Raw genomic sequence first — 19,309 nt, 5'->3', positions numbered from 1 at the left:
CCCGCGTGATCGACGTCATCCCCCTGCCCCGTTCCGCCGAGGCCCCCGGCCGCCCCTCCGTCCCGCTCACCGCGCGGACCACCCTGTGGGCGGCCCCCGGCGCCGAAGGCACCGCCCACTGGCTGCGCTCCACGCTCGGCGCCGCGTACGGCCTGCCCCTGCCGCCCGGCACCGGCGACCCGGACCCCGCCGCGGTCCGCCTGCTCCTCGACGACGCGCTGGAGCCGGAGGAGTACCGGCTCGACGCGGACGCCGCGACCGGTGTGGAGATCCGCGGCGGCGGCCCGGCCGGCGTCCTGTGGGGCGCGCAGACCCTCCGTCAGCTCCTCGGCCCCGACGCCTTCCGGCGCGCGCCGGTCCGGCCGGACGCCACCCCCGCCGTCCCTTCCACGCGGATCGAGGACGCCCCCCGCTTCCGCTGGCGCGGGCTCCTGCTGGACGTCGCCCGGCACTTCATGCCGAAGGACGGCGTGCTGCGCGTCATCGACCTGATGGCCGCGCACAAGCTGAACACCCTCCACTTCCACCTCACCGACGACCAGGGCTGGCGCATCGAGATCCACCGCCACCCGCGGCTCACCGAGGTCGGCGCGTGGCGTCCGCGGACCAAGCTGGGCCACCGGGCCTCCCCCCTGTGGGACGACCGGCCGCACGGCGGCTTCTACACCCAGGACGACCTGCGCGAGATCGTCGCCTACGCGGCGGCGCGGCACATCACCGTCGTCCCCGAGATCGACATCCCCGGCCACTCCCAGGCCGCGATCGCCGCCTACCCCGAGCTCGGCAACACCGACGTGGTCGACACGGCGGCGCTCGGGGTGTGGGACACCTGGGGCGTCAACCCGAACGTCCTCGCGCCCACCGAGCGGGTGCTGCGCTTCTACGAGGAGGTGCTGGAGGAGGTCCTGGACGTCTTCCCGGCGCCCTTCGTGCACCTCGGCGGCGACGAGTGCCCCAAGGAGCAGTGGCGGGCCTCGGCGACCGCGCAGGCGCGGATCCGGGAACTTGGCGTCGGCGACGAGGACGGCCTCCAGGCCTGGTTCACCGGCCACTTCGCGCGGTGGCTGGCCGAGCGGGGACGGCGGCTGGTGGGGTGGGACGAGATCCTCGACGGCGGCCGTCCGCTGCCGGAGGGGGCGGTGGTGTCCTCCTGGCGCGGCTTCGAGGGCGGCATCGCGGCGGCGCGGGCCGGGCACGACGTGGTGCTCTGCCCCGAGCAGCACGTCTATCTCGACCACCGGCAGGCGCCGGGGGCGGGGGAGCCGGTGCCGATCGGGTTCGTCCGCACGGTCGAGGACGTCCACGGTTTCGACCCGCTCCCGGCGGAGCTGGCGGCCCACGCGGAGCGGGTGCTCGGCATCCAGGCCAACCTGTGGACCGAGGTCGTGGAGGACGGGCGCCGGGCGGACTACCAACTGTTCCCGCGGCTCGCCGCGTTCGCGGAGGTCGCGTGGTCGGCGGAGCGGGAGGAGTTCGGCGGGCGGCTCGCCGCGCACCTGCCGCGCCTCGCCGCCCTCGGCGTCGAGTACCGCCCCCTCACCGGCCCCCACCCCTGGCAGCAACGCCCCGGCCTCCCCGGCCGCCCCCTCCCCCACCTCTGACCCGGCGCCCGCGCTCCTGCCGTTCCCCGTGCGTCCGGCCCGCACGGGGAACCGGGAGCGGGTCGGGGGGAGGAACAGCGCCGCCCGCCCGGGCCCTGGCTTCCGCCGCGTTCGGCCGCCGTGCTCGGATGCCGGGGGGTGGCGACAGGTGGGCGGGATGATGTGCCAGAGTTGCCACGTCCGCCCTGTCAGCACGTACCGTACGGTCACAACGCCGCGGAACAGGCACAAGGCGGTTCCGGGCCGGGGGAAGCGGGAAGGGGCAAGCCGGTTTGACCACGCACACGCCGCACGTGCCGCACACACACGCACCTGCGCCGCACGCGCCGCAGGCCGTCGCCCTGCCCACGACCCTCGACGAGGCCGTCGACGCGCTCGCCGCCACGCCCACCGCCGTCCCCGTGGCCGGCGGCACCGACCTGATGGCCGCCGTCAACTCCGGCCGCCTCCGCCCCTCCGCCCTCGTAGGCCTCGGGCGCATCGCCGAGATCCGCGGCTGGCAGTACCAGGACGGCCACGCCCTCCTGGGCGCCGGTCTCACCCACGCCCGGATGGGCCGTCCCGACTTCGCCGCCCTGATCCCCGGCCTCGCCGCCGCCGCCCGCACCGCGGGCCCGCCGCAGATCCGCAACGCCGGCACCCTCGGCGGCAACATCGCCTCCGCCGCGCCCACCGGCGACGCCCTCCCGGTGCTGGCCGCGCTGGAGGCCACCGTGATCGTGGCCGGCCCCGGCGGTGCCCGCCGCGAGGTCCCCGTCTCGCACCTGCTGGCCGGCGTGGAGATGCTCCGCGGCGGCGAACTGATCGGCTACGTGCGGGTCCCGCTGCTGCACGCCCCGCAGGTGTTCCTGAAGGCGACCGGCCGCACCGGCCCCGGGCGGGCCACCGCGTCCGTCGCCCTGGTCCTCGACCCGGGCCGCCGCTCGGTGCGCTGCGCGGTCGGGGCGGTCGCCCCGATGCCGCTGCGGCCGCTGGAGGCCGAGCAGTGGATCGCCGGCCTGATCGACTGGGACAACAGCCGGGCCCTGGTCCCGGACGCCGTCACCGCCTTCGGCGACTACGTGGCCGCCGCCTGCATCCCCGACCCGGCGCCCGCCGCGGACGGAACCGTGCAGAAGCTGCCGCCCGCCGTCCTGCACCTGCGGCGCACCGTCGCCGCGCTGGCCCGACGAGCACTGGGGAGGGCTCTGTCGTGACCGACGAACAGCACGAGGGGAACGGAGCCCCGGGCGGCCCGAGCCGCTGGGACCCGCTGCCCCAGGGCGAGTACGACGACGGCGCGACCGCCTTCGTCGAACTCCCCGAGGGCGGCATCGACGCCCTGCTGGCCGCCCCCGGCCACGGCTTCGTGCCGCCGCGCATAACGGCGGTCCCGCACGCCTCGGAGACCGCCGACCCGGCCGCGCCCACGGCACCCGCCGCCTGGCACCAGCCGGACGCGGCGGCCGCACCCGAGGCGCCCCCCGCCCCGGAGACCCAGGACACCGGCCAGTGGTCCGACGCCGCGGGCTACCCGGACGCCGGGTACCAGTGGGGCCTCACCGAGCGGCCCTACGACAGCGGCCAGTGGGGCACCGCCCACTCCACCGGCACCTGGGAGTCCGACCACGCCCAGGCGTGGGTCCCGGAACAGCACCGGGGCGACACCGGCACGCCCGCCGGCCACGAGCCCGCACCCCAGTCCGGGCCCGAGCCGCACCCCGGGCCCGCGGCGGAACCCGCCGAGCAGCCGAACCCGGCCGCACCCGCCGCCGAGACCACCGCCGAGACCGCCGCCGAGACCACCGCCGAGGCCCCTTCGGAGGCCCCGGCCGCGGCTCCCGCCGAGCCCGACGCCGGCGCGGAGGAGCCCGACGCCGACCCGTCGCTGCACGCCCCCCTCCAGGACGACCACCCCCTCGCCTCCTACGTGCTCCGCGTCAACGGCGTGGACCGCCCCGTCACCGACGCGTGGCTCGGCGAGTCGCTGCTGTACGTGCTGCGCGAGCGGCTCGGCCTGGCCGGCGCCAAGGACGGCTGCTCGCAGGGCGAGTGCGGCGCCTGCAACGTGCAGGTCGACGGCCGGCTGGTCGCCTCCTGCCTGGTGCCCGCCGTCACCACCGCCGGCAGCGAGGTGCGCACCGTGGAGGGCCTGCCGGACGAGACCGGGCAGCCCTCCGACGTGCAGCGCGCGCTGGCCCGCTGCGGGGCCGTGCAGTGCGGCTTCTGCATCCCCGGCATGGCGATGACCGTGCACGACCTGCTGGAACGCAACCCGGAGCCGAGCCGCCTGGACGCCCGCACCGCGCTCAGCGGCAACCTCTGCCGCTGCTCCGGCTACGGCGGCGTGCTGGACGCCGTGGAACAGGTCGTGGCCGGGCGCCGCGCCCTGAGCGAGGCGGAGGCGTACGACGAGTACGACGAGGGCGGCCACCAGGACGCCCGGAACGCCGACGACGCCGAGGACGGAGGCCCCGCGTGAGCATCGACACCGTCGCCGTTCCCGAGGACGGGACCGGGCCGCTGCACGGCATCGGCGCGTCCGTGCCGCGTGACGACATCGACGCCAAGACCGCCGGAACCTTCGCCTACGCGGCGGACCTGTGGGCCGAGGGCCTGCTCTGGGCCGCCGTGCTCCGCTCCCCGCACCCGCACGCGCGGATCCTGTCCGTGGACACCACGCACGCCCGCGAGATGCCCGGCGTGCACGCCGTGATCACCGCCGAGGACGTGCCCGGCGAGGCCCTGCACGGGCGCGGCGGACGGCCGGTCCTCGCGGCCGAGGTGGTCCGCCACCACGGCGAGGCGATCGCCGCGGTCGCCGCCGACCACCCCGACACGGCGCGGATGGCCGCCGCCGCGGTGATCGTCGAGTACGAGATCCTCGAACCGGTCACCGACCCCGAACTCGCCTTCGAGGCGGAGCCGCTGCACCCCGACGGCAACCTGTTCCGGCACATCCCGCTGCGCCACGGCGACCCGGAGGCCACGGGCGAGATCGTCGTCGAGGGCACCTACCGGATCGGCCGTCAGGACCCCGCCCCCATCGGCGCGGAGGCCGGGCTGGCCGTGCCGCGCCCGGACGGCGGCGTCGAGTTCTACGTCGGCTCCACCGACCCGCACGCCCACCGGGAGGCGGCCGCCGCCTGCTACGGCCTGGAGCCCGAGCGGGTCAGGGTCGTCGTCACCGGCGTGCCCGGCGCGGACGCCGACCGCGAGGACCCCGGCCACCTGCTGCCGCTCGGACTGCTCGCGCTGCGCACCGGCTGCCCGGTGAAGCTGGCGGCGAGCCGCGAGGACTCCTTCCTCGGCCACACCCACCGCCACCCCACCCTGCTGCGCTACCGGCACCACGCCGACGCGCAGGGGCGGCTGGTCAAGGTGGAGGCGCAGGTCCTGCTGGACGGCGGCGCCTACGCGCAGTACTCCACCGAGGCGCTGGCCGCCGCGGTCTCCTTCGCCTGCGGTCCGTACGTGGTGCCCAACGCGTTCGTCGAGGGCTGGGCGGTGCGCACCAACAACCCGCCGACCGGGTACGTGCGCGGCGAGGGCGCGATGCAGGTCTGCGCCGCGTACGAGGCGCAGATGGACAAGCTGGCCCGGAAGCTGGACCTCGACCCGGCCGAGCTGCGCGCCCGCAACGTGCTGGGCACCGGGGACGTGCTGCCCACCGGACAGACCGTCACCTGCCCCGCGCCGGTCGCCGAGCTGCTGGCGGCGGTGCGCGAGGCGCCGATGCCGGAGCTGCCCAAGGACACCCCGGTCGAGGAGTGGCTGCTGCCCGGCGGCCCGGAGGGGCCCGGCGACCCGTCGGCGGTGCGGCGCGGCGTCGGCTACGGCCTGGGCATGGTGCACGTGCTGGGCGCGGAGGGCGCCGACGAGGTCGCCACGGCCACGGTGAAGGTCAGGGACGGCGTCGGCACGGTGCTGTGCGCCGCGGTCGAGTCCGGGCAGGGCTTCACGACGCTGGCCCGCCAGATCGTGCAGGAGGTCCTGGGCCTGGAGGAGGTGGTCGTCGCCCCCGTGGACACCGACCAGCCCTCCGCCGGACCCGGCAGCCGGGGCCGGCACACCTGGGTGTCGGCCGGGGCGGTCGAGCGGGCCGCGAAGATGGTCCGCACCCAGCTGCTGCAGCCGCTCGCCGACAAGTTCGGCATGTCCACGGAGCTGCTGTCGATCGCCGAGGGGAAGATCACCTCGTACGACGGTCTGCTGTCGACCACGGTCGTGGAGGCGCTGGAGGGCAAGGAGCTCTGGGCGACCGCCCAGTGCCGCCCCCACCCCACCGAGCCGCTGGACGCGGACGGGCAGGGCGACGCGTACGTCGGCCTCGCCTTCTGCGCGGTGCGGGCGGTCGTCGACGTGGACGTCGAGATCGGCGCCGTGCGGGTGGTCGAACTGGCCGTGGCGCAGGACGTGGGGCGGGTGCTCAACCCCGCGCAGGTGCGGGCCCGCATCGAGTCCGGCCTCACGCAGGGCGTGGGCATCGCGCTCACCGAGAACCTCCGCACCCAGCGGGGTGTGGTCCGCCACCCCGACCTGGGCGGCTACGCGCTGCCCACCGCGCTCGACGCCCCGGACGTGCGGCTGGTCCGCCTCGTCGAGGAACGCGACGTGGTCGCCCCCTTCGGCGCCAAGTCCGTCTCCACGGTCCCGGTGGTCACCGCGCCCGCGGCCGTCGCCTCCGCCGTCCGCGCCGCCACCGGGCGCCTCGTCAACCGCCTGCCCATCCGGCCGCAGGCCGCCGTCGTCACGGCCCGGTGAGGCCGGCCCGCCGGGCCGCCGCCCGCCGGGCCGCCGCCCCCTGGGCCACGCACGGCACCGCGCCCCGCCGGACGGTGGTCCGGCGGGGCGCGGTGGTGTCGAGACCGCGGCGGGAATCGAACCCGCGTACCTGGATTTGCAGTCCAGTCCCTCGGCCACTCGGGCACGCGGTCCGGTGGCGACGTCCATGACGCTACGGGCCCGCCGACGTGCCGCTCAAGGGATCCGGAAGGCCCGCAACACGACTGCCATACGGCGTTCACACCCGCCCGCCCGGGGCAGCGCGGAAAGACAGGAGCCACCGTCCGTCTCGGCCCTTACAGTTGCCGCATGACCAGCCGTCCCCGCCCGCTCGGCGCCTCCCGCGACGAAGACGTCGCCCCCGACCCGCTCGCCGTACAGCCCGAGGAGTCGGTCCTCGGCCGCTCCCACCGCGCGCTCAGCATCGGCATCGTCTCCGTCGTCCTGCTGATCGCCTTCGAGGCCACCGCCGTCGGCACCGCGATGCCCGTCGCGGCGCGCGAGCTGAACGGCGTCGAGCTCTACGCCTTCGCCTTCTCCGCGTACTTCACCACCAGCCTCTTCGGCATGGTGGTCGCCGGGCAGTGGGCCGACCGGCGCGGCCCGCTCGGTCCGGTGACCCTCGGCATCGCCTCCTTCGGCGCGGGCCTGGTGGTCTCCGGACTAGCCGGCACCATGTGGGTGTTCGTGCTCGGCCGCGCGGTGCAGGGCCTCGGCGGCGGACTGGTGATCGTCGCCCTCTACGTCGTCATCGGGCGGGCCTATCCGGAACGGCTGCGGCCCGCGATCATGGCGGCGTTCGCGGCGAGCTGGGTGGTGCCGTCGGTGGTCGGTCCGCTGGCCGCCGGCACGGTCACCGAACAGCTCGGCTGGCGGTGGGTGTTCCTCGGCATCCCGGTGATCGTGCTGCTCCCTCTGGCGCTGGCGCTGCCGGAGATCCGCCGCCGCGCGTCCGGCCCCACCGACGAGGCGGCCACCACGGCGGCCGACCCGCGCCGGATCCGCCTCGCCCTCGCCGTCTCGGTCGGCGCGGGCCTCTTCCAGTACGCCGCGCAGGACCTGCGGTGGCTCTCGCTGATCGCCGGCGTCCTCGGCCTGGCCCTGCTGGTGCCGGCCGTGCTCGGGCTGCTGCCGCCCGGCACCTGGCGTTCGGCGCGCGGCCTGCCCTCCGTGGTGCTGCTGCGCGGCGTGGCGTCCGGCGCGTTCATCGGAGCCGAATCGTTCATCCCGCTGATGCTGGTCACCCAGCGGGACATGTCGCCCACCTGGGCCGGGTTCTCGCTCGCGGCGGGCGGCCTGACCTGGGCCGCGGGTTCCTGGATACAGTCCCGCCCCCGCCTGGAGCCCCACCGCGAACGCCTGGTCACCCTCGGCATGACGCTGGTCGTCCTGTCCATCGCCGCCGTCCCGGCCGTGCTGATCGACGCGGTGCCGGCCTGGTGGGTGGCCCTGGTCTGGTCGTTCGGCTGCTTCGGCATGGGCCTGGTCATCGCCTCCACCAGCGTCCTGCTGCTGAAGCTGTCCCCGCCGCAGGAGGCCGGCACCAACTCCGCCGCCCTGCAGATCTCCGACGGCCTCGCCAACGTGCTGCTCCTCGCCGTGGCCGGCGCCGCCTTCGCCACCCTCGGCGGCGGCACCGTCGCCCACACCGCCACCACCGCGGCCACCGACGGCTCCCACCCGCTTGCCTTCGCCGCCGTCTTCGCCCTCGCCACCCTGGTCGCCCTCGGCGGCATCCAGGTCACCCGGCGCCTGCGGCCCCAGGAGTAGCCCGCGCCCGGACGGACCTCGCCGGGACGGCATGCCGCGGATCTTCCACCTGTTCGGGGGCGAGTGGGGGTGCCGCGGAAAATCGGCTGACGTGGGCATGGTGGCGGCCTAGGGTCGCGGCATGAACGCCCTCACCCTCAACCTCACCGACCAGCAGCTTCGTGAGCTCGCCGAGCGCGCGGACGCCGAGGGGAGCGAGCCGGAGCGGTTCGCGGGAGAGGCGGTGCTGGCCGTGCTGGAGGAGCGCGCGGCGGAGGTCCGTGAGGTGGGCGCGGCGTACGCGGCGGCCCACGCCGAGCTGTTGCGCAGGCTGGGGGAGTAGCGGTGCGGCACCTGATCACCGGGGACGTCCTCGCGCTCGCCGCCCTCGGCTGCGGAGGCCAGGCGATCGCCGTCCGTGACGCGAACGTGCTCGGCTCCGCCGTGCAGCGGCCGCGGTCGCGGATGTTCGGCACCGAGGCCTATCCGGGGCTGTGGGAGAAGGCCGCGGCGCTGCTGCACGGGCTCGCCCGCAACCACCCGCTGGTGGACGGCAACAAGCGCCAGGCGTGGATGGCCACCGCCGTGTTCCTGCACCTCAACGGAGCTCCGATGCTCGACGTCGACCAGGACGCGGCGTACACCCTCGTCGTCGACGTGGCCTCCGGGGCGGCGGACGACGTCGAGGTGATCGCGGAGCGGCTGCGCGCGCTGCACGGCGCGATGTGAGGTCGGTCCCATCGGGGGCAGACGCGGTGTGGTAGCGGCGGGGAGGTGGCCGGGCCGCCGATAAGGTTGCTCGGTCGTCCTCGCGTAACCGATCCTGCGAACCGGAGACCGTGACTACTTCCGCCGGATACAGCGTCCCCGCCCCTTCCACGCACCTGTCGCCCGCCTTCCCCGGCCGCGCCCCCTGGGGCACCGCCGGGAAGCTGCGCGCCTGGCAGCAGGGGGCGATGCAGAAGTACATCGAGGAGCAGCCCCGCGACTTCCTCGCCGTGGCGACGCCCGGCGCCGGCAAGACGACCTTCGCGCTCACCCTCGCCTCGTGGCTGCTGCACCACCACGTCGTCCAGCAGGTCACCGTGGTCGCGCCCACCGAGCACCTGAAGAAGCAGTGGGCAGAGGCCGCCGCCCGCATAGGCATCAAGCTGGACCCCGAGTACAGCGCGGGCCCGCTGGGCCGCGAGTACGACGGCGTCGCCGTCACCTACGCCGGAGTCGGCGTGCGCCCCATGCTGCACCGCAACCGCGTCGAGCAGCGCAAGACCCTGGTGATCCTGGACGAGATCCACCACGCCGGCGACTCCAAGTCCTGGGGCGAGGCCTGCCTGGAGGCGTTCGAGCCGGCCACCCGCCGGCTCGCGCTGACCGGTACGCCGTTCCGGTCGGACACCAACCCGATCCCCTTCGTCACGTACGAGGAGGGCAACGACGGCATCCGCCGGTCCTCCGCCGACTACACCTACGGCTACGGCTCCGCCCTCGGCGACGGCGTCGTCCGTCCGGTGATCTTCCTGTCGTACAGCGGCAACATGCGCTGGCGCACCAAGGCCGGCGACGAGATCGCCGCCCGGCTCGGCGAGCCGATGACCAAGGACGCGGTCAGCCAGGCCTGGCGCACCGCCCTGGACCCCAAGGGCGAGTGGATGCCCGCGGTGCTGCGCGCCGCCGACCAGCGGCTCACCGAGGTCCGCAAGGGCATCCCCGACGCCGGCGCCCTGGTGATCGCCTCCGACCAGGAGTCGGCCCGCGCCTACGCCAAGCTGATCCGCGAGATCACCGGCGAGAAGGCCACCCTCGTCCTCTCCGACGACTCCGGCGCGTCGCAGCGGATCGACGACTTCAGCGCGAGCGAGGACCGCTGGATGGTCGCCGTCCGCATGGTGTCCGAGGGCGTCGACGTCCCGCGCCTCGCGGTCGGCGTGTACGCCACCACCATCTCCACGCCGCTGTTCTTCGCCCAGGCCGTGGGCCGTTTCGTGCGGTCACGGCGCCGCGGCGAGACCGCCTCCGTCTTCCTGCCGACCGTCCCGGACCTGCTGACCTTCGCCAACGAGATGGAGGTGGAACGGGACCACGCCCTCGACCGGCCCAAGAAGCAGGGCGAGGACGACGACCCGTACGCCGAGTCCGAGAAGGAGATGGCGGAGGCCAACAAGGAGCAGGACGAGGACACCGGCGAGCAGGACATGCTGCCGTTCGAGGCGCTGGAGTCCGACGCGGTGTTCGACCGCGTGCTCTACGACGGCGCCGAGTTCGGCATGCAGGCGCACCCGGGCAGCGAGGAGGAGCAGGACTACCTCGGCATCCCCGGGCTGCTGGAGCCGGACCAGGTGCAGCTGCTGCTGCAGAAGCGGCAGCAGCGGCAGATCGCGCACAGCAAGCGGAAGCCGTCGGAGGAGGCGGACCTGCTGGAGCTGCCCGCGGAGCGGCGGCCGGTGGTCAGCCACAAGGAGATGATGGAGCTGCGGCGCCAGCTCAACAACCTGGTCGGCGCCTACGTCCACCAGAGCGGCAAGCCGCACGGCGTCATCCACACCGAGCTGCGGCGGGTCTGCGGCGGACCCCCGGCCGCCGAGGCCACCGCCGGCCAGCTGCAGGCCCGCATCGCCAAGGTCCAGGAGTGGGCCACCCGCATGCGCTAGGCGGCACATCCGGCCGCCGGAAGCGACCGGGACCGCGACGGCGACCGGGACCCCGACGGGGCCGGGGCGCGGCGCGTCAGCCGAGTGCCTCGGCCACCTCGCGGGCCGCCTCGACGACCCGCGGACCCACCCGTTCCGGCACCGCGTCGGAGAGCATGATGACGCCGACGCTGCCCTCGAGGCCGGTCACCCCCAGCAACGGGGCGGCCGCCGCGCACGCCCCGCTGTCGCCCTCGCCGCGGACCAGCGTGAACCCGGGGTCGGCCTGGTGGCGGGCGGCGAGGATGGCCCGCCCGGCCGCGCCCTGCTCCAGCCCGTGCCGGTGGCCCGGGCGGTGCGCCACGTGGAAGTCCGTCCACGTCGGCTCCGCCACCGCCACGGTCAGCGCCTCCGCGCCGTCGACCAGCGTCAGGTGGGCGGTCGCCCCGATGTCCTCCGCCAGCGACCGCAGCGCCGGCAGCGCCGCCTCCCGTACCAGCGGGTGCACCTGGCGCCCCAGGCGCAGCACGCCCAGCCCCACCCGGGCCCGTCCGCCCAGGTCACGGCGTATCAGCGAGTGCTGCTCGAGCGTGGCGAGGAGCCGGTACACCACGGTCCGGTTCACGCCGAGCCGCTGGGACAGCTCGGTGACCGTCAGGCCGTGGTCGGTGTCGGCGAGCAGCTTGAGGACACGCAGTCCCCGGTCGAGCGTCTGGGAGGTCTCCGCGGTCACGACGCCCACTCCTTCGTCGGTGAGGTCGGCGGCCGGCGCCGGCAGGCGGGAAATCACGCGCCGGGGCGACGCTGCCACGGGCCGTGTTCGTGGCCGCGAGAGTAGCGAAGCCGGTCCGCTGAGCGGAAGATGCCGTCCAGAATCCGGGCAGGGGCGGTGATCCACCGGCCGCGCGAGGGTTCCCCCGCCGCCCGCCCCCTGCCACCCTGACCCCATGAGCCGTGACCTGATCACCCGACTCCTGGACGGCCTTCCCGAGGACGCCGTCCTGACCGACCCCGACGTCACCGCCTCCTACGCCCACGACATGGCCGGCTTCTGCCCGGCCGGCACCCCCGCCGTGGTCGTCCTGCCGCGCACCACCGAACAGGTCCAGCACGTGATGCGCACCGCCACCGCCCTGCGCGTCCCGGTGGTCCCCCAGGGCGCCCGGTCCGGGCTCTCCGGCGCGGCCAACGCCACCGACGGGTGCATCGTGCTCTCGCTGATCAGGATGGACCGCATCCTGGAGATCAACGCCGTCGACCGGTACGCCGTCGTCGAGCCCGGCGTCATCAACGCCACCCTCTCCCGCGCGGTCGAGGAGCAGGGCCTCTGCTACCCGCCGGATCCCTCCAGCTGGGAGATGTGCACGATCGGCGGCAACATCGGCACCGCCTCCGGCGGCCTGTGCTGCGTCAAGTACGGGGTGACCGCCGAGTACGTCCTCGGGCTGGAGGTCGTCCTCGCCGACGGCCGGCTGCTGACCACCGGCCGCCGCACCGCCAAGGGCGTCGCCGGATACGACCTGACGCGGCTGTTCGTCGGCTCGGAGGGGACGCTGGGCGTGGTGGTCAAGGCGGTCCTCGCGCTCAGGCCGAAGCCGCCGCAACAGCTCGTGCTCGCCGCCGAGTTCACCTCCGTGGCGGCCGCCTGCGACGCCGTCTGCCGGATCATGGAGGGCGGTCACGTGCCCTCGCTGCTGGAGCTGATGGACCGGACCACGGTCAAGGCGGTCAACGAGCTGGCGAAAATGGGGCTGCCGGAGGAGACGGAGGCGCTGCTGCTCGCCGCCTTCGACACCACCGACCCGTCCGCCGACCTGGCGGCCGTGGGCGCCCTCTGCGAGGCGGCGGGCGCCACCCAGGTGGTCCCGGCGGACACTCCGGCAGAGTCCGAACTGCTGCTCAAGGCGCGGCGGTTGAGCCTGGTCGCGCTGGAGGCGGTGAAGGGCACGACGATGATCGACGACGTGTGCGTGCCCCGCTCCCGGCTCGCGGAGATGCTCGAGGGGATCGAGCGGATCGCCGCCAAGTTCCAGCTGACCATCGGCGTCTGCGCCCACGCGGGCGACGGCAACACCCACCCCACCGTCTGCTTCGACGCCGCCGACCCGGACGAGTCGCGGCGGGCCAGGGAGTCGTTCGACGAGATCATGGCGCTGGGCCTGGAACTGGGCGGCACCATCACCGGTGAACACGGCGTCGGCGTCCTCAAGAAGGAGTGGCTCGCCCGCGAGGCGGGACCGGTCGGCATGGAGATCCAGCGCTCCCTCAAGGACGTCTTCGACCCGCACGGACTGCTGAACCCCGGGAAGCTCTTCTGAGGCCGGGACGGCGTTCACTCCAGGGCGAGCAGTTCGGCCAGCGGGCCGTCCAGGTCGAGCAGCTCGCCCTCCCGGCCCCGCGGCACCATCCGCAGGGTGTGCGCCAGCCAGCCGGACACCTCGTCGGCCGGCGCCTCCAGCAGCGCGTCCCCGCCCGGCGAGGAGAGCGCCAGCAGGACCACCGGCAGGCCCCCCTCCACCCCGGCTCCCGGCCACACCCGCACGTCGCCCAGCCCGCAGCCCCGGAACCGGCCCTCCATCAGCAGGTCCCGGGCGAACGACCAGTGCACCGGCCGCTCCGTGCCCGGGTGGAAGGCGACGTGCACGGCGTACGGGTCGTCGGTGGAGTACCGCAGCCGGGCCGCGACCGGCGCGTGCAGGTCCGCCGACACGATCATCCGCATGGTCAGCTCTCGTTCCACCACTGTCCGCATGTGGGGCTCCTCTCCCAACGGCTGTGCGTCTTCGTGGAAGGAGAGGGCCATGCCCCCCGGGCATTACGCGACTCGCGGAAACTTTCTCCGCGACGCCCGCGCGCCCGATGCCGTGCCCCCTTCGCGTCCTTCACGTCCTTCATGTCCCAAGGGACCACCGATCCGGGTGAACCCGCAGCGAAGATCAACCCGTTCGGGGCTCGTACGGCCGGACGGGCAGTGCCGGGTGCGCCGTTCTGGTATGTGTGGGTAACCCCGATTCGAATCCCGAGCAGATACCGGACACGACGGACATGAGTGCGCCCACCCCGGCCCCCGGTGACGACACGCCCCGCGAGGGTTACTACCCGGACCCGTCCATCCCCGGATACGTCCGGTACTGGAACGGCTCGGCCTGGGTGCCGGGCACCAGCCGACCGGCCCCGACGGACGGCCGGCCGCTGCCTCCGCCGCCGGGGGTGGTGCCCGCCGCGTCCGCACGGCCCGCCGCCGGGCCCCCGGCCCCGGCGCCCGCGCGCACCGCCTCCGCCGATCCGGTGCCGTCCGCCGGGCCGGGCAGGCCCGTGCCCCAGGCCCGGGCGGTGGAGGAGACGGGGCCCCAGTTCCTCGACGAGAGCAGCGGGATCGTCACCGAGATGGCGCCGGAGACCGGGCGCACGCCGGTGGTCCCGTCGCCGTCGCCCGCGCCGTCCCCCCTGCCCGTGTCCTCCGCCGCGGCGACGCCGGAGGCCGCCGACTCCGCCTCCGCGGCGGCCGGTTCCGGGTGGGACGCGGTGCGGACCGGGGCGGCGGACCGGTCCCGGCCGGTGTCCTGGGGCTCGGAGACGCCGGACCCGCGGGTGGCCGCGGAGGAGACGCCGGAGCAGCGGCCCTCCCCCGAGGGCACGATGGTCTTCCGGACCCGCCCGCCGGCGGGGCAGGCGCCCGCCGGACCGCAGGGCCCGCAGCAGGCGGCGGCCCCCGCCCCCGCCCCCGCGCCCGTCCCATCGCCGGTCCCCGCGCCCGCCCCCGCTCCCGCGCCCGCCCCGGCTCCGGCGACCACGCCGTGGCCGCAGCAGATCGGGCACCTGGCGGGTGAGCAGGCCGCCGTGCCGGCCCCCGCCGCCCCCGCCGCTGCCGGGGCGCAGGCGCCCGCGCCCGCGCCGTGGAAGCCGGTGGCGGAGGACCCGTTCACGGCGGCCGCCCGCCGCCAGGCCTCGGCCCGCCCGGCGGGACTGGGCCGCCGCGTCGCCGCGCGGCTGGTCGACACCCTGCTGGTCGGCGCGATCACCTCGGCGGCCGCGATCCCGCTCGGCATGCGCTCCGTCGAGCACGTCGAGGCCAAGCTGGAGGCGGCGCGGCTCTCCGGGGAGAAGGTCACCGTCTGGCTGGTGGACGGCACCACCGGCGTGCACCTGGCCGTCGTCCTGGCGGTGCTGGTGCTGGCGGGCCTGCTCCTGGAGGTCCTGCCGACCTCGCGGACCGGGCGGACGCCGGGCAAGAAGATGCTCGGGCTCCAGGTCCGCGACATCGAGGGCCACGAACCGCCGTCCTTCGGCACGGCGTTCCTGCGGTGGGCGGTGGCGACCCTGCCGACGCTGCTGCTGATCGGCGTGGTCGGTCACCTGTGGGCGCTGGTCGACCGGCCCTGGCGGCAGGCCTGGCACGACAAGGCGGCGCACACCTTCGTCGCCGCCGACTGAGACGCCGACCGGGACGCCGACCACAACGCCGAGGGGCGCCCCGCCGTGTCGGCGGGGCGCCCCACGCTGTCGGTCCCCTCAGCGGGGAGCCGCCGGCGTCACAGGTTGCCGCGGCGCGCCTGCTCCCGCTCGATGGCCTCGAAGAGCGCCTTGAAGTTGCCCTTGCCGAAGCCCATCGAACCGTGCCGCTCGATCATCTCGAAGAAGACGGTCGGCCGGTCCTGGACCGGCTTGGTGAAGATCTGCAGCAGGTAGCCGTCCTCGTCGCGGTCCACCAGGATCTTCAGCTCGCGCAGCGTCTCCACCGGAACCCGGGTCTCGCCCGCCCACTCGCCGAGGGTGTCGTAGTACGAGTCCGGGGTGTCGAGGAACTCGACGCCGGCCGCCCGCATGGTCCGCACCGTCCGCACGATGTCGTTGGTGTTCAGCGCGATGTGCTGGACGCCCGGGCCGCCGTAGAACTCGAGGTACTCGTCGATCTGCGACTTCTTCTTCGCGATCGCCGGCTCGTTGATCGGGAACTTCACCTTCAGGGTGCCGTCCGCGACCACCTTGGACATCAGCGCGGAGTACTCGGTGGCGATGTCGTCGCCGATGAACTCCTTCATGTTGGTGAAGCCCATGACCCGGCGGTAGAACTCGGTCCACTCGTCCATCCGGCCGAGCTCCACGTTGCCCACGCAGTGGTCGATCGCCTGGAAGGTGCGCTCGGCCGGGGGCTCGACCATCGGCTTCGCGGCCTGGTAGCCCGGCAGGTAGGGGCCCGAGTAGCCGCCGCGCTCGACCAGGGTGTGGCGGGTCTCGCCGTAGGTGGCGATGGCGGCGATCACGACGGTGCCGTGCTCGTCCTTCACCTCGTACGGCTCCGTGACCGAGCGGGCGCCGTGCTCGACGGCGTACGCGTACGCGGCGCGCGCGTCCGGGACCTCCAGGGCGAGGTCGATGACGCCGTCGCCGTGCTCGGCGACGTGGGCGGCGAGGTAGCGGCCCCAGTCGGTGGCCGGCTTGATCACCGAGGTGAACACGAACCGGGCCGAGCCGTTCTCCAGCACGTAGCTGGCGGTCTCCCGGGAGCCGTTCTCCGGACCGGCATAGGCCACCAGGCGCATGCCGAAGGCGGTCGAGTAGTAGTGGGCGGCCTGCTTGGCGTTCCCCACGGCGAAGACGACCGCGTCCATTCCCTTGACCGGGAAGGGGTCGGCCTGCCGAGCGGTGTCGGGAGCGGAGTGGTGTGTGGTCTGCGTCATGTGGGCAGGGTCACCCCGAACCGCAAGGTGCGCAATCCATGGCTTTTTCGGTGGCCAGGTTGCACAGTCGTAGGGCCGCAGGGACGGCGGATCTGTACAGGATGACCATCGGCGGGGGCGACATGGGGATCGACGGGCTGGACGGGCGGATCATCGGGCTGCTCGCGCGGGAGCCGCGGCTGGGCGTGCTGGAGATGTCGCGGCGGCTCGGCGTGGCCCGGGGCACGGTCCAGGCGCGGCTGGACCGGCTCCAGGAACGGGGCGTCATCCGCGGGTTCGGGCCCGACGTCGACCCGGCGGCGCTGGGCTACCCGGTCACCGCGTTCGCCACGCTGCAGATCCGGCAGGGCAGCGGGGCGGCCGTCCGGGGGCACCTCGCCTCCGTGCCGGAGGTGCTGGAACTGCACACCACCACGGGGAGCGGGGACATGCTCTGCCGGCTGGTCGCCCGGTCCAACGCCGACCTCCAGCGGGTCATCGACCTCGTCGTCGGCTTCGACGGCATCGTCCGCGCCTCCACCACCATCGTGATGGAGAACCCCGTCCCGCTGCGCCTGATACCGCTCGTCGAGCAGGCCGCTCAGCTCCCCCGACAGGCCACGGCCCCGCGGACCCCGGCCTAGGGCCTGCCCGGAGGATCATGCGGCGGGCGCCTGGCCGGCGGGTCAGCAGGAGGGGACGCGGCCCTCGCCGGTGCGGAGGGCGGTGAGGGAGGTGACGGCGCCCTTCAGGGAGGTGACCGGGACCAGGCGCAGCCCCCGGGGGCGTTCGGCGAGGGCGTCGCCGCACTCCGCCTCGGGCACGAGGAACACCGTCGCCCCGTCCCGCACCGCGGCCCGCGTCTTCAGGGCCACCCCGCCGACCGGCCCGACCACCCCGTCCGGCGAGATCGTGCCCGTGCCCGCGACGACCGTGTCGCCCGCCAGGTCCGTGCCGAGCTTCTCGATGATCCCGAGGGAGAACAGCAGCCCGGCACTCGGCCCGCCCACGTCCGCGAGGCGCAGCGTCACCTCGACGTCGTCCGGGTTCCTGCCCAGGTAGGAGAGCGCCGCCGCCGTCGCGTCGTCCTGCGAGGCGCGCATCTGCTCGGCGTTGTACCGCTCGATCTCCCGGACGTCGCCCCCGCTCGGGTAGACCGCGTCCGACGGCATCACGGCCCGGTCCGTGCGGAACCAGCCGTCGACGACGTCGGTGAGCCGCACGTCGGCGTCCGGCCCGGTCGCCTCGATGGTGGTCATCCGCAGTTCCCCGTCCACGGCGGCCGTGCGCGCGCCCCGGACGGAGATCACCGGGCGGCCGTCCCGCTCGCCGAGGACGTCCGCGGTCATGCCCGGCCGCGCCACCGTGAACGGCAGCGGGGCGAGCGCCGCGACCGCGATCAGCGCGGCGGCGGGCAGGGCGCAGAGGGCGGCGGCCCGGGGACGCGACAGGTGGCGAAGGCGAGAGAGCACGGGCCCAATCTAACGGCCCGGCCCGCCCGCCCGACGCGGCCACCTCCCCCGGACGGCCCCCCGCCGGATGCGCGCGCCGCGCGGGCGCGGTCGACTCGGGCCATGAGCAGCGAAGTCCCGCCCCCGCCGCCCCCGGACGACGACGACCCGTTCCGCAAGCGCCCGCCCTCGGGCGACGCGACCGGAGACACGGGCGGCGCGGGCGGCACCGGCACGGGTGACGCGGCGGGCCCGGCCGGCGGACCGTCCGGCTCCGGCAGCCCCTACGACAGCCCCGGCGGCAGCCCGGGCGAACCCCCTGGCGGTACCCCGGGCGGCACCCACCCCCAGGGCAACGCCGGCCCCGGCGGCCCCTACGACGCCGGCGGCCCCGCGTCCCCCGGCGGCCCGCACGGCCCCTACGGCCCCACCGGTGACTACGGCCCCGGCGGCCCCTACGGAGGCGGCGGCACCGCGCCCGACCCCCTCGCCGGGATGCCGCCGCTCGCGGACAGCATGCGCCGGGTGCTGGCCCGGCTCGTCGACATGGTGCTGGTCGGCCTGGTCGTCGGCCTGATCGCCTGGGCGCTGAACGTCGACGAGTACGAGTTCAGCGCGGACCGCGTGGACGCCGCCAAGTTCTGGATCCGCGACATCGTCATCGCGGTCCTGTACGTCGCCTACGACACGATCATGACCGCGCGCACCGGCCAGACCCTCGGCAAGAAGCTCTTCAAGCTGCGCGTCGCCAACCTCGACGACGGCAGCACCCCCTCGATGGTCACCTCGCTGCTGCGCGCGGCGGTGCTCTGGGTGCCGTTCGCCTTCTGCTGCGCCTGCCTGTGGATCGCGGTCGCCGGCGGCTGGAGCTTCTTCGACAAGCCCTACAAGCAGGGCCTGCACGACAAGGCGGCCAAGACCGTGGTGGTCAGCACCGACAACGGCTGACGGAGCGGGGGGAGTTCAGCGCCGCGCGGGCTCACGATGCCGCGCGGCGTCCGCCGTGTTCCCTCCGGTGGCCGGAACGCGACCCTGATGGCCGCGTCCGCCCTGCCCGGGTACCAGGGCGGCGAGCACTCCGAGCGCGAGCGACGCCACCGCGACCAGCGCGACCGCGGGCGGCGAGGCGGCTCCGGTCAGCGCCAGCAGCGCGATCGTGGCCAGCACGGCCACGCCGGTCCCACGGACCAGTCGGGCGGCGGACGGGGTCACGGGGCGAGTCATGGACGGACGGGCCATGGCAATCGTGTCCTCGGGACGGGGGTGGCTGGGGGCTTGCCTGCGCGGGGAACAACCTCTGCGAGGCACATGCCCGAGCCACCTGCCGGGCAAGCGCGGCACACCCCGACGGGCCGGTGCACCGGGGGGCGCACGCAGGCACACGCCTGCACGCACAGCGCACACACGCCCGAACGGGCGACCGGTTACACGAGGTGAACACGACAAGTCAAGGTCTG

The 19,309-nt window shown here is 75.0% G+C and carries 17 protein-coding genes and 1 tRNA gene; 12 read left to right on the top strand and 6 right to left on the bottom strand.

From position 1 onward, the window contains the following. The first annotated feature begins 8 nt into the window (after positions 1-8). From ACWD3O_RS30655 to ACWD3O_RS30640, 4 genes are all read left to right on the top strand, one after another. Positions 9-1,601: a beta-N-acetylhexosaminidase gene (locus tag ACWD3O_RS30655; protein WP_451418148.1), complete on the top strand. Its 1,593-nt coding sequence runs from the start codon at positions 9-11 to the stop codon at positions 1,599-1,601. Between the two features lie 272 nt (positions 1,602-1,873). After that, positions 1,874-2,797, top strand: coding sequence for an FAD binding domain-containing protein (locus ACWD3O_RS30650; protein WP_451411243.1), 924 nt, complete (start codon positions 1,874-1,876; stop codon positions 2,795-2,797). Next, positions 2,794-4,062, top strand: a complete 1,269-nt coding sequence (locus ACWD3O_RS30645; RefSeq protein ID WP_451418137.1) for a (2Fe-2S)-binding protein — start codon at positions 2,794-2,796, stop codon at positions 4,060-4,062. Before ACWD3O_RS30650 ends, ACWD3O_RS30645 begins: the two co-directional genes overlap by 4 nt. Then, positions 4,059-6,344: a xanthine dehydrogenase family protein molybdopterin-binding subunit gene (locus ACWD3O_RS30640; protein WP_451411241.1), complete on the top strand. Its 2,286-nt coding sequence runs from the start codon at positions 4,059-4,061 to the stop codon at positions 6,342-6,344. The genes ACWD3O_RS30645 and ACWD3O_RS30640 overlap by 4 nt, the downstream gene beginning before the upstream one ends. A gap of 101 nt (positions 6,345-6,445) precedes the next feature. On the opposite strand, the gene ACWD3O_RS30635 is transcribed toward ACWD3O_RS30640, so the two are convergent. Next, a tRNA-Cys gene (locus tag ACWD3O_RS30635) sits at positions 6,446-6,517 on the bottom strand. Positions 6,518-6,674: 157 nt separating this feature from the next. Between ACWD3O_RS30635 and ACWD3O_RS30630 the strand changes: the two genes are divergently transcribed. The 4 genes from ACWD3O_RS30630 (at position 6,675) to ACWD3O_RS30615 (ending at position 10,762) form a co-directional block, all read left to right on the top strand. Further along, the gene (locus ACWD3O_RS30630) at positions 6,675-8,135 is read left to right on the top strand and encodes an MFS transporter (protein ID WP_451411240.1); all 1,461 of its coding nucleotides are present in this window, start codon (positions 6,675-6,677) and stop codon (positions 8,133-8,135) included. Between the two features lie 121 nt (positions 8,136-8,256). After that, positions 8,257-8,457, top strand: coding sequence for a hypothetical protein (locus tag ACWD3O_RS30625; protein WP_451411239.1), 201 nt, complete (start codon positions 8,257-8,259; stop codon positions 8,455-8,457). Between the two features lie 2 nt (positions 8,458-8,459). Beyond that, positions 8,460-8,843, top strand: coding sequence for a type II toxin-antitoxin system death-on-curing family toxin (locus ACWD3O_RS30620; RefSeq protein ID WP_451411238.1), 384 nt, complete (start codon positions 8,460-8,462; stop codon positions 8,841-8,843). 110 nt (positions 8,844-8,953) lie between these two features. Beyond that, positions 8,954-10,762 carry a DEAD/DEAH box helicase gene (locus tag ACWD3O_RS30615; protein ID WP_451411237.1) on the top strand — a complete coding sequence of 603 codons (1,809 nt, stop codon included), beginning with the start codon at positions 8,954-8,956 and terminating at the stop codon, positions 10,760-10,762. 76 nt (positions 10,763-10,838) lie between these two features. On the opposite strand, the gene ACWD3O_RS30610 is transcribed toward ACWD3O_RS30615, so the two are convergent. Further along, on the bottom strand, positions 10,839-11,474 hold the full coding sequence (locus ACWD3O_RS30610) for an IclR family transcriptional regulator (protein WP_356134226.1): 636 nt from the start codon (positions 11,472-11,474) through the stop codon (positions 10,839-10,841). 214 nt (positions 11,475-11,688) lie between these two features. Between ACWD3O_RS30610 and ACWD3O_RS30605 the strand changes: the two genes are divergently transcribed. Further along, a complete protein-coding gene (locus ACWD3O_RS30605) occupies positions 11,689-13,059 on the top strand; it encodes an FAD-binding oxidoreductase (RefSeq protein ID WP_451411236.1) in 1,371 nt (456 codons plus the stop codon). Between the two features lie 14 nt (positions 13,060-13,073). Here the strand turns inward: ACWD3O_RS30605 and ACWD3O_RS30600 are convergent, their stop codons facing one another. After that, positions 13,074-13,493 (bottom strand): SsgA family sporulation/cell division regulator, encoded by a 420-nt coding sequence (locus ACWD3O_RS30600; RefSeq protein ID WP_451411235.1) that lies wholly within the window; start codon positions 13,491-13,493, stop codon positions 13,074-13,076. Positions 13,494-13,786: 293 nt separating this feature from the next. On the opposite strand from ACWD3O_RS30600, the gene ACWD3O_RS30595 reads away from it, so the two are divergent. Continuing rightward, positions 13,787-15,175 (top strand): RDD family protein, encoded by a 1,389-nt coding sequence (locus tag ACWD3O_RS30595; protein WP_451418136.1) that lies wholly within the window; start codon positions 13,787-13,789, stop codon positions 15,173-15,175. Positions 15,176-15,273: 98 nt separating this feature from the next. Here ACWD3O_RS30595 and hppD read toward each other — a convergent pair whose 3' ends face one another. Then, the gene (gene hppD, locus ACWD3O_RS30590; RefSeq protein ID WP_451418135.1) at positions 15,274-16,422 is read right to left on the bottom strand and encodes a 4-hydroxyphenylpyruvate dioxygenase; all 1,149 of its coding nucleotides are present in this window, start codon (positions 16,420-16,422) and stop codon (positions 15,274-15,276) included. Positions 16,423-16,544: 122 nt separating this feature from the next. On the opposite strand from hppD, the gene ACWD3O_RS30585 reads away from it, so the two are divergent. Next, positions 16,545-17,045: an Lrp/AsnC family transcriptional regulator gene (locus tag ACWD3O_RS30585; RefSeq protein WP_451411274.1), complete on the top strand. Its 501-nt coding sequence runs from the start codon at positions 16,545-16,547 to the stop codon at positions 17,043-17,045. 42 nt (positions 17,046-17,087) lie between these two features. Here the strand turns inward: ACWD3O_RS30585 and ACWD3O_RS30580 are convergent, their stop codons facing one another. Next, positions 17,088-17,873, bottom strand: coding sequence for a S16 family serine protease (locus ACWD3O_RS30580; protein WP_451411232.1), 786 nt, complete (start codon positions 17,871-17,873; stop codon positions 17,088-17,090). Between the two features lie 102 nt (positions 17,874-17,975). On the opposite strand from ACWD3O_RS30580, the gene ACWD3O_RS30575 reads away from it, so the two are divergent. Continuing rightward, positions 17,976-18,800, top strand: coding sequence for an RDD family protein (locus tag ACWD3O_RS30575; RefSeq protein ID WP_451418134.1), 825 nt, complete (start codon positions 17,976-17,978; stop codon positions 18,798-18,800). A 15-nt stretch (positions 18,801-18,815) separates the two neighbouring features. Here ACWD3O_RS30575 and ACWD3O_RS30570 read toward each other — a convergent pair whose 3' ends face one another. Continuing rightward, the gene (locus ACWD3O_RS30570; RefSeq protein WP_451418133.1) at positions 18,816-19,076 is read right to left on the bottom strand and encodes a hypothetical protein; all 261 of its coding nucleotides are present in this window, start codon (positions 19,074-19,076) and stop codon (positions 18,816-18,818) included. Between the last annotated feature and the right edge of the window lie 233 nt (positions 19,077-19,309).

This window comes from Streptomyces sp. NPDC002640, from assembly GCF_053592575.1.
The sequence above is the reverse complement of the archived record's forward strand: the minus strand, read 5'-3'. Positions and strand labels throughout refer to the sequence as shown.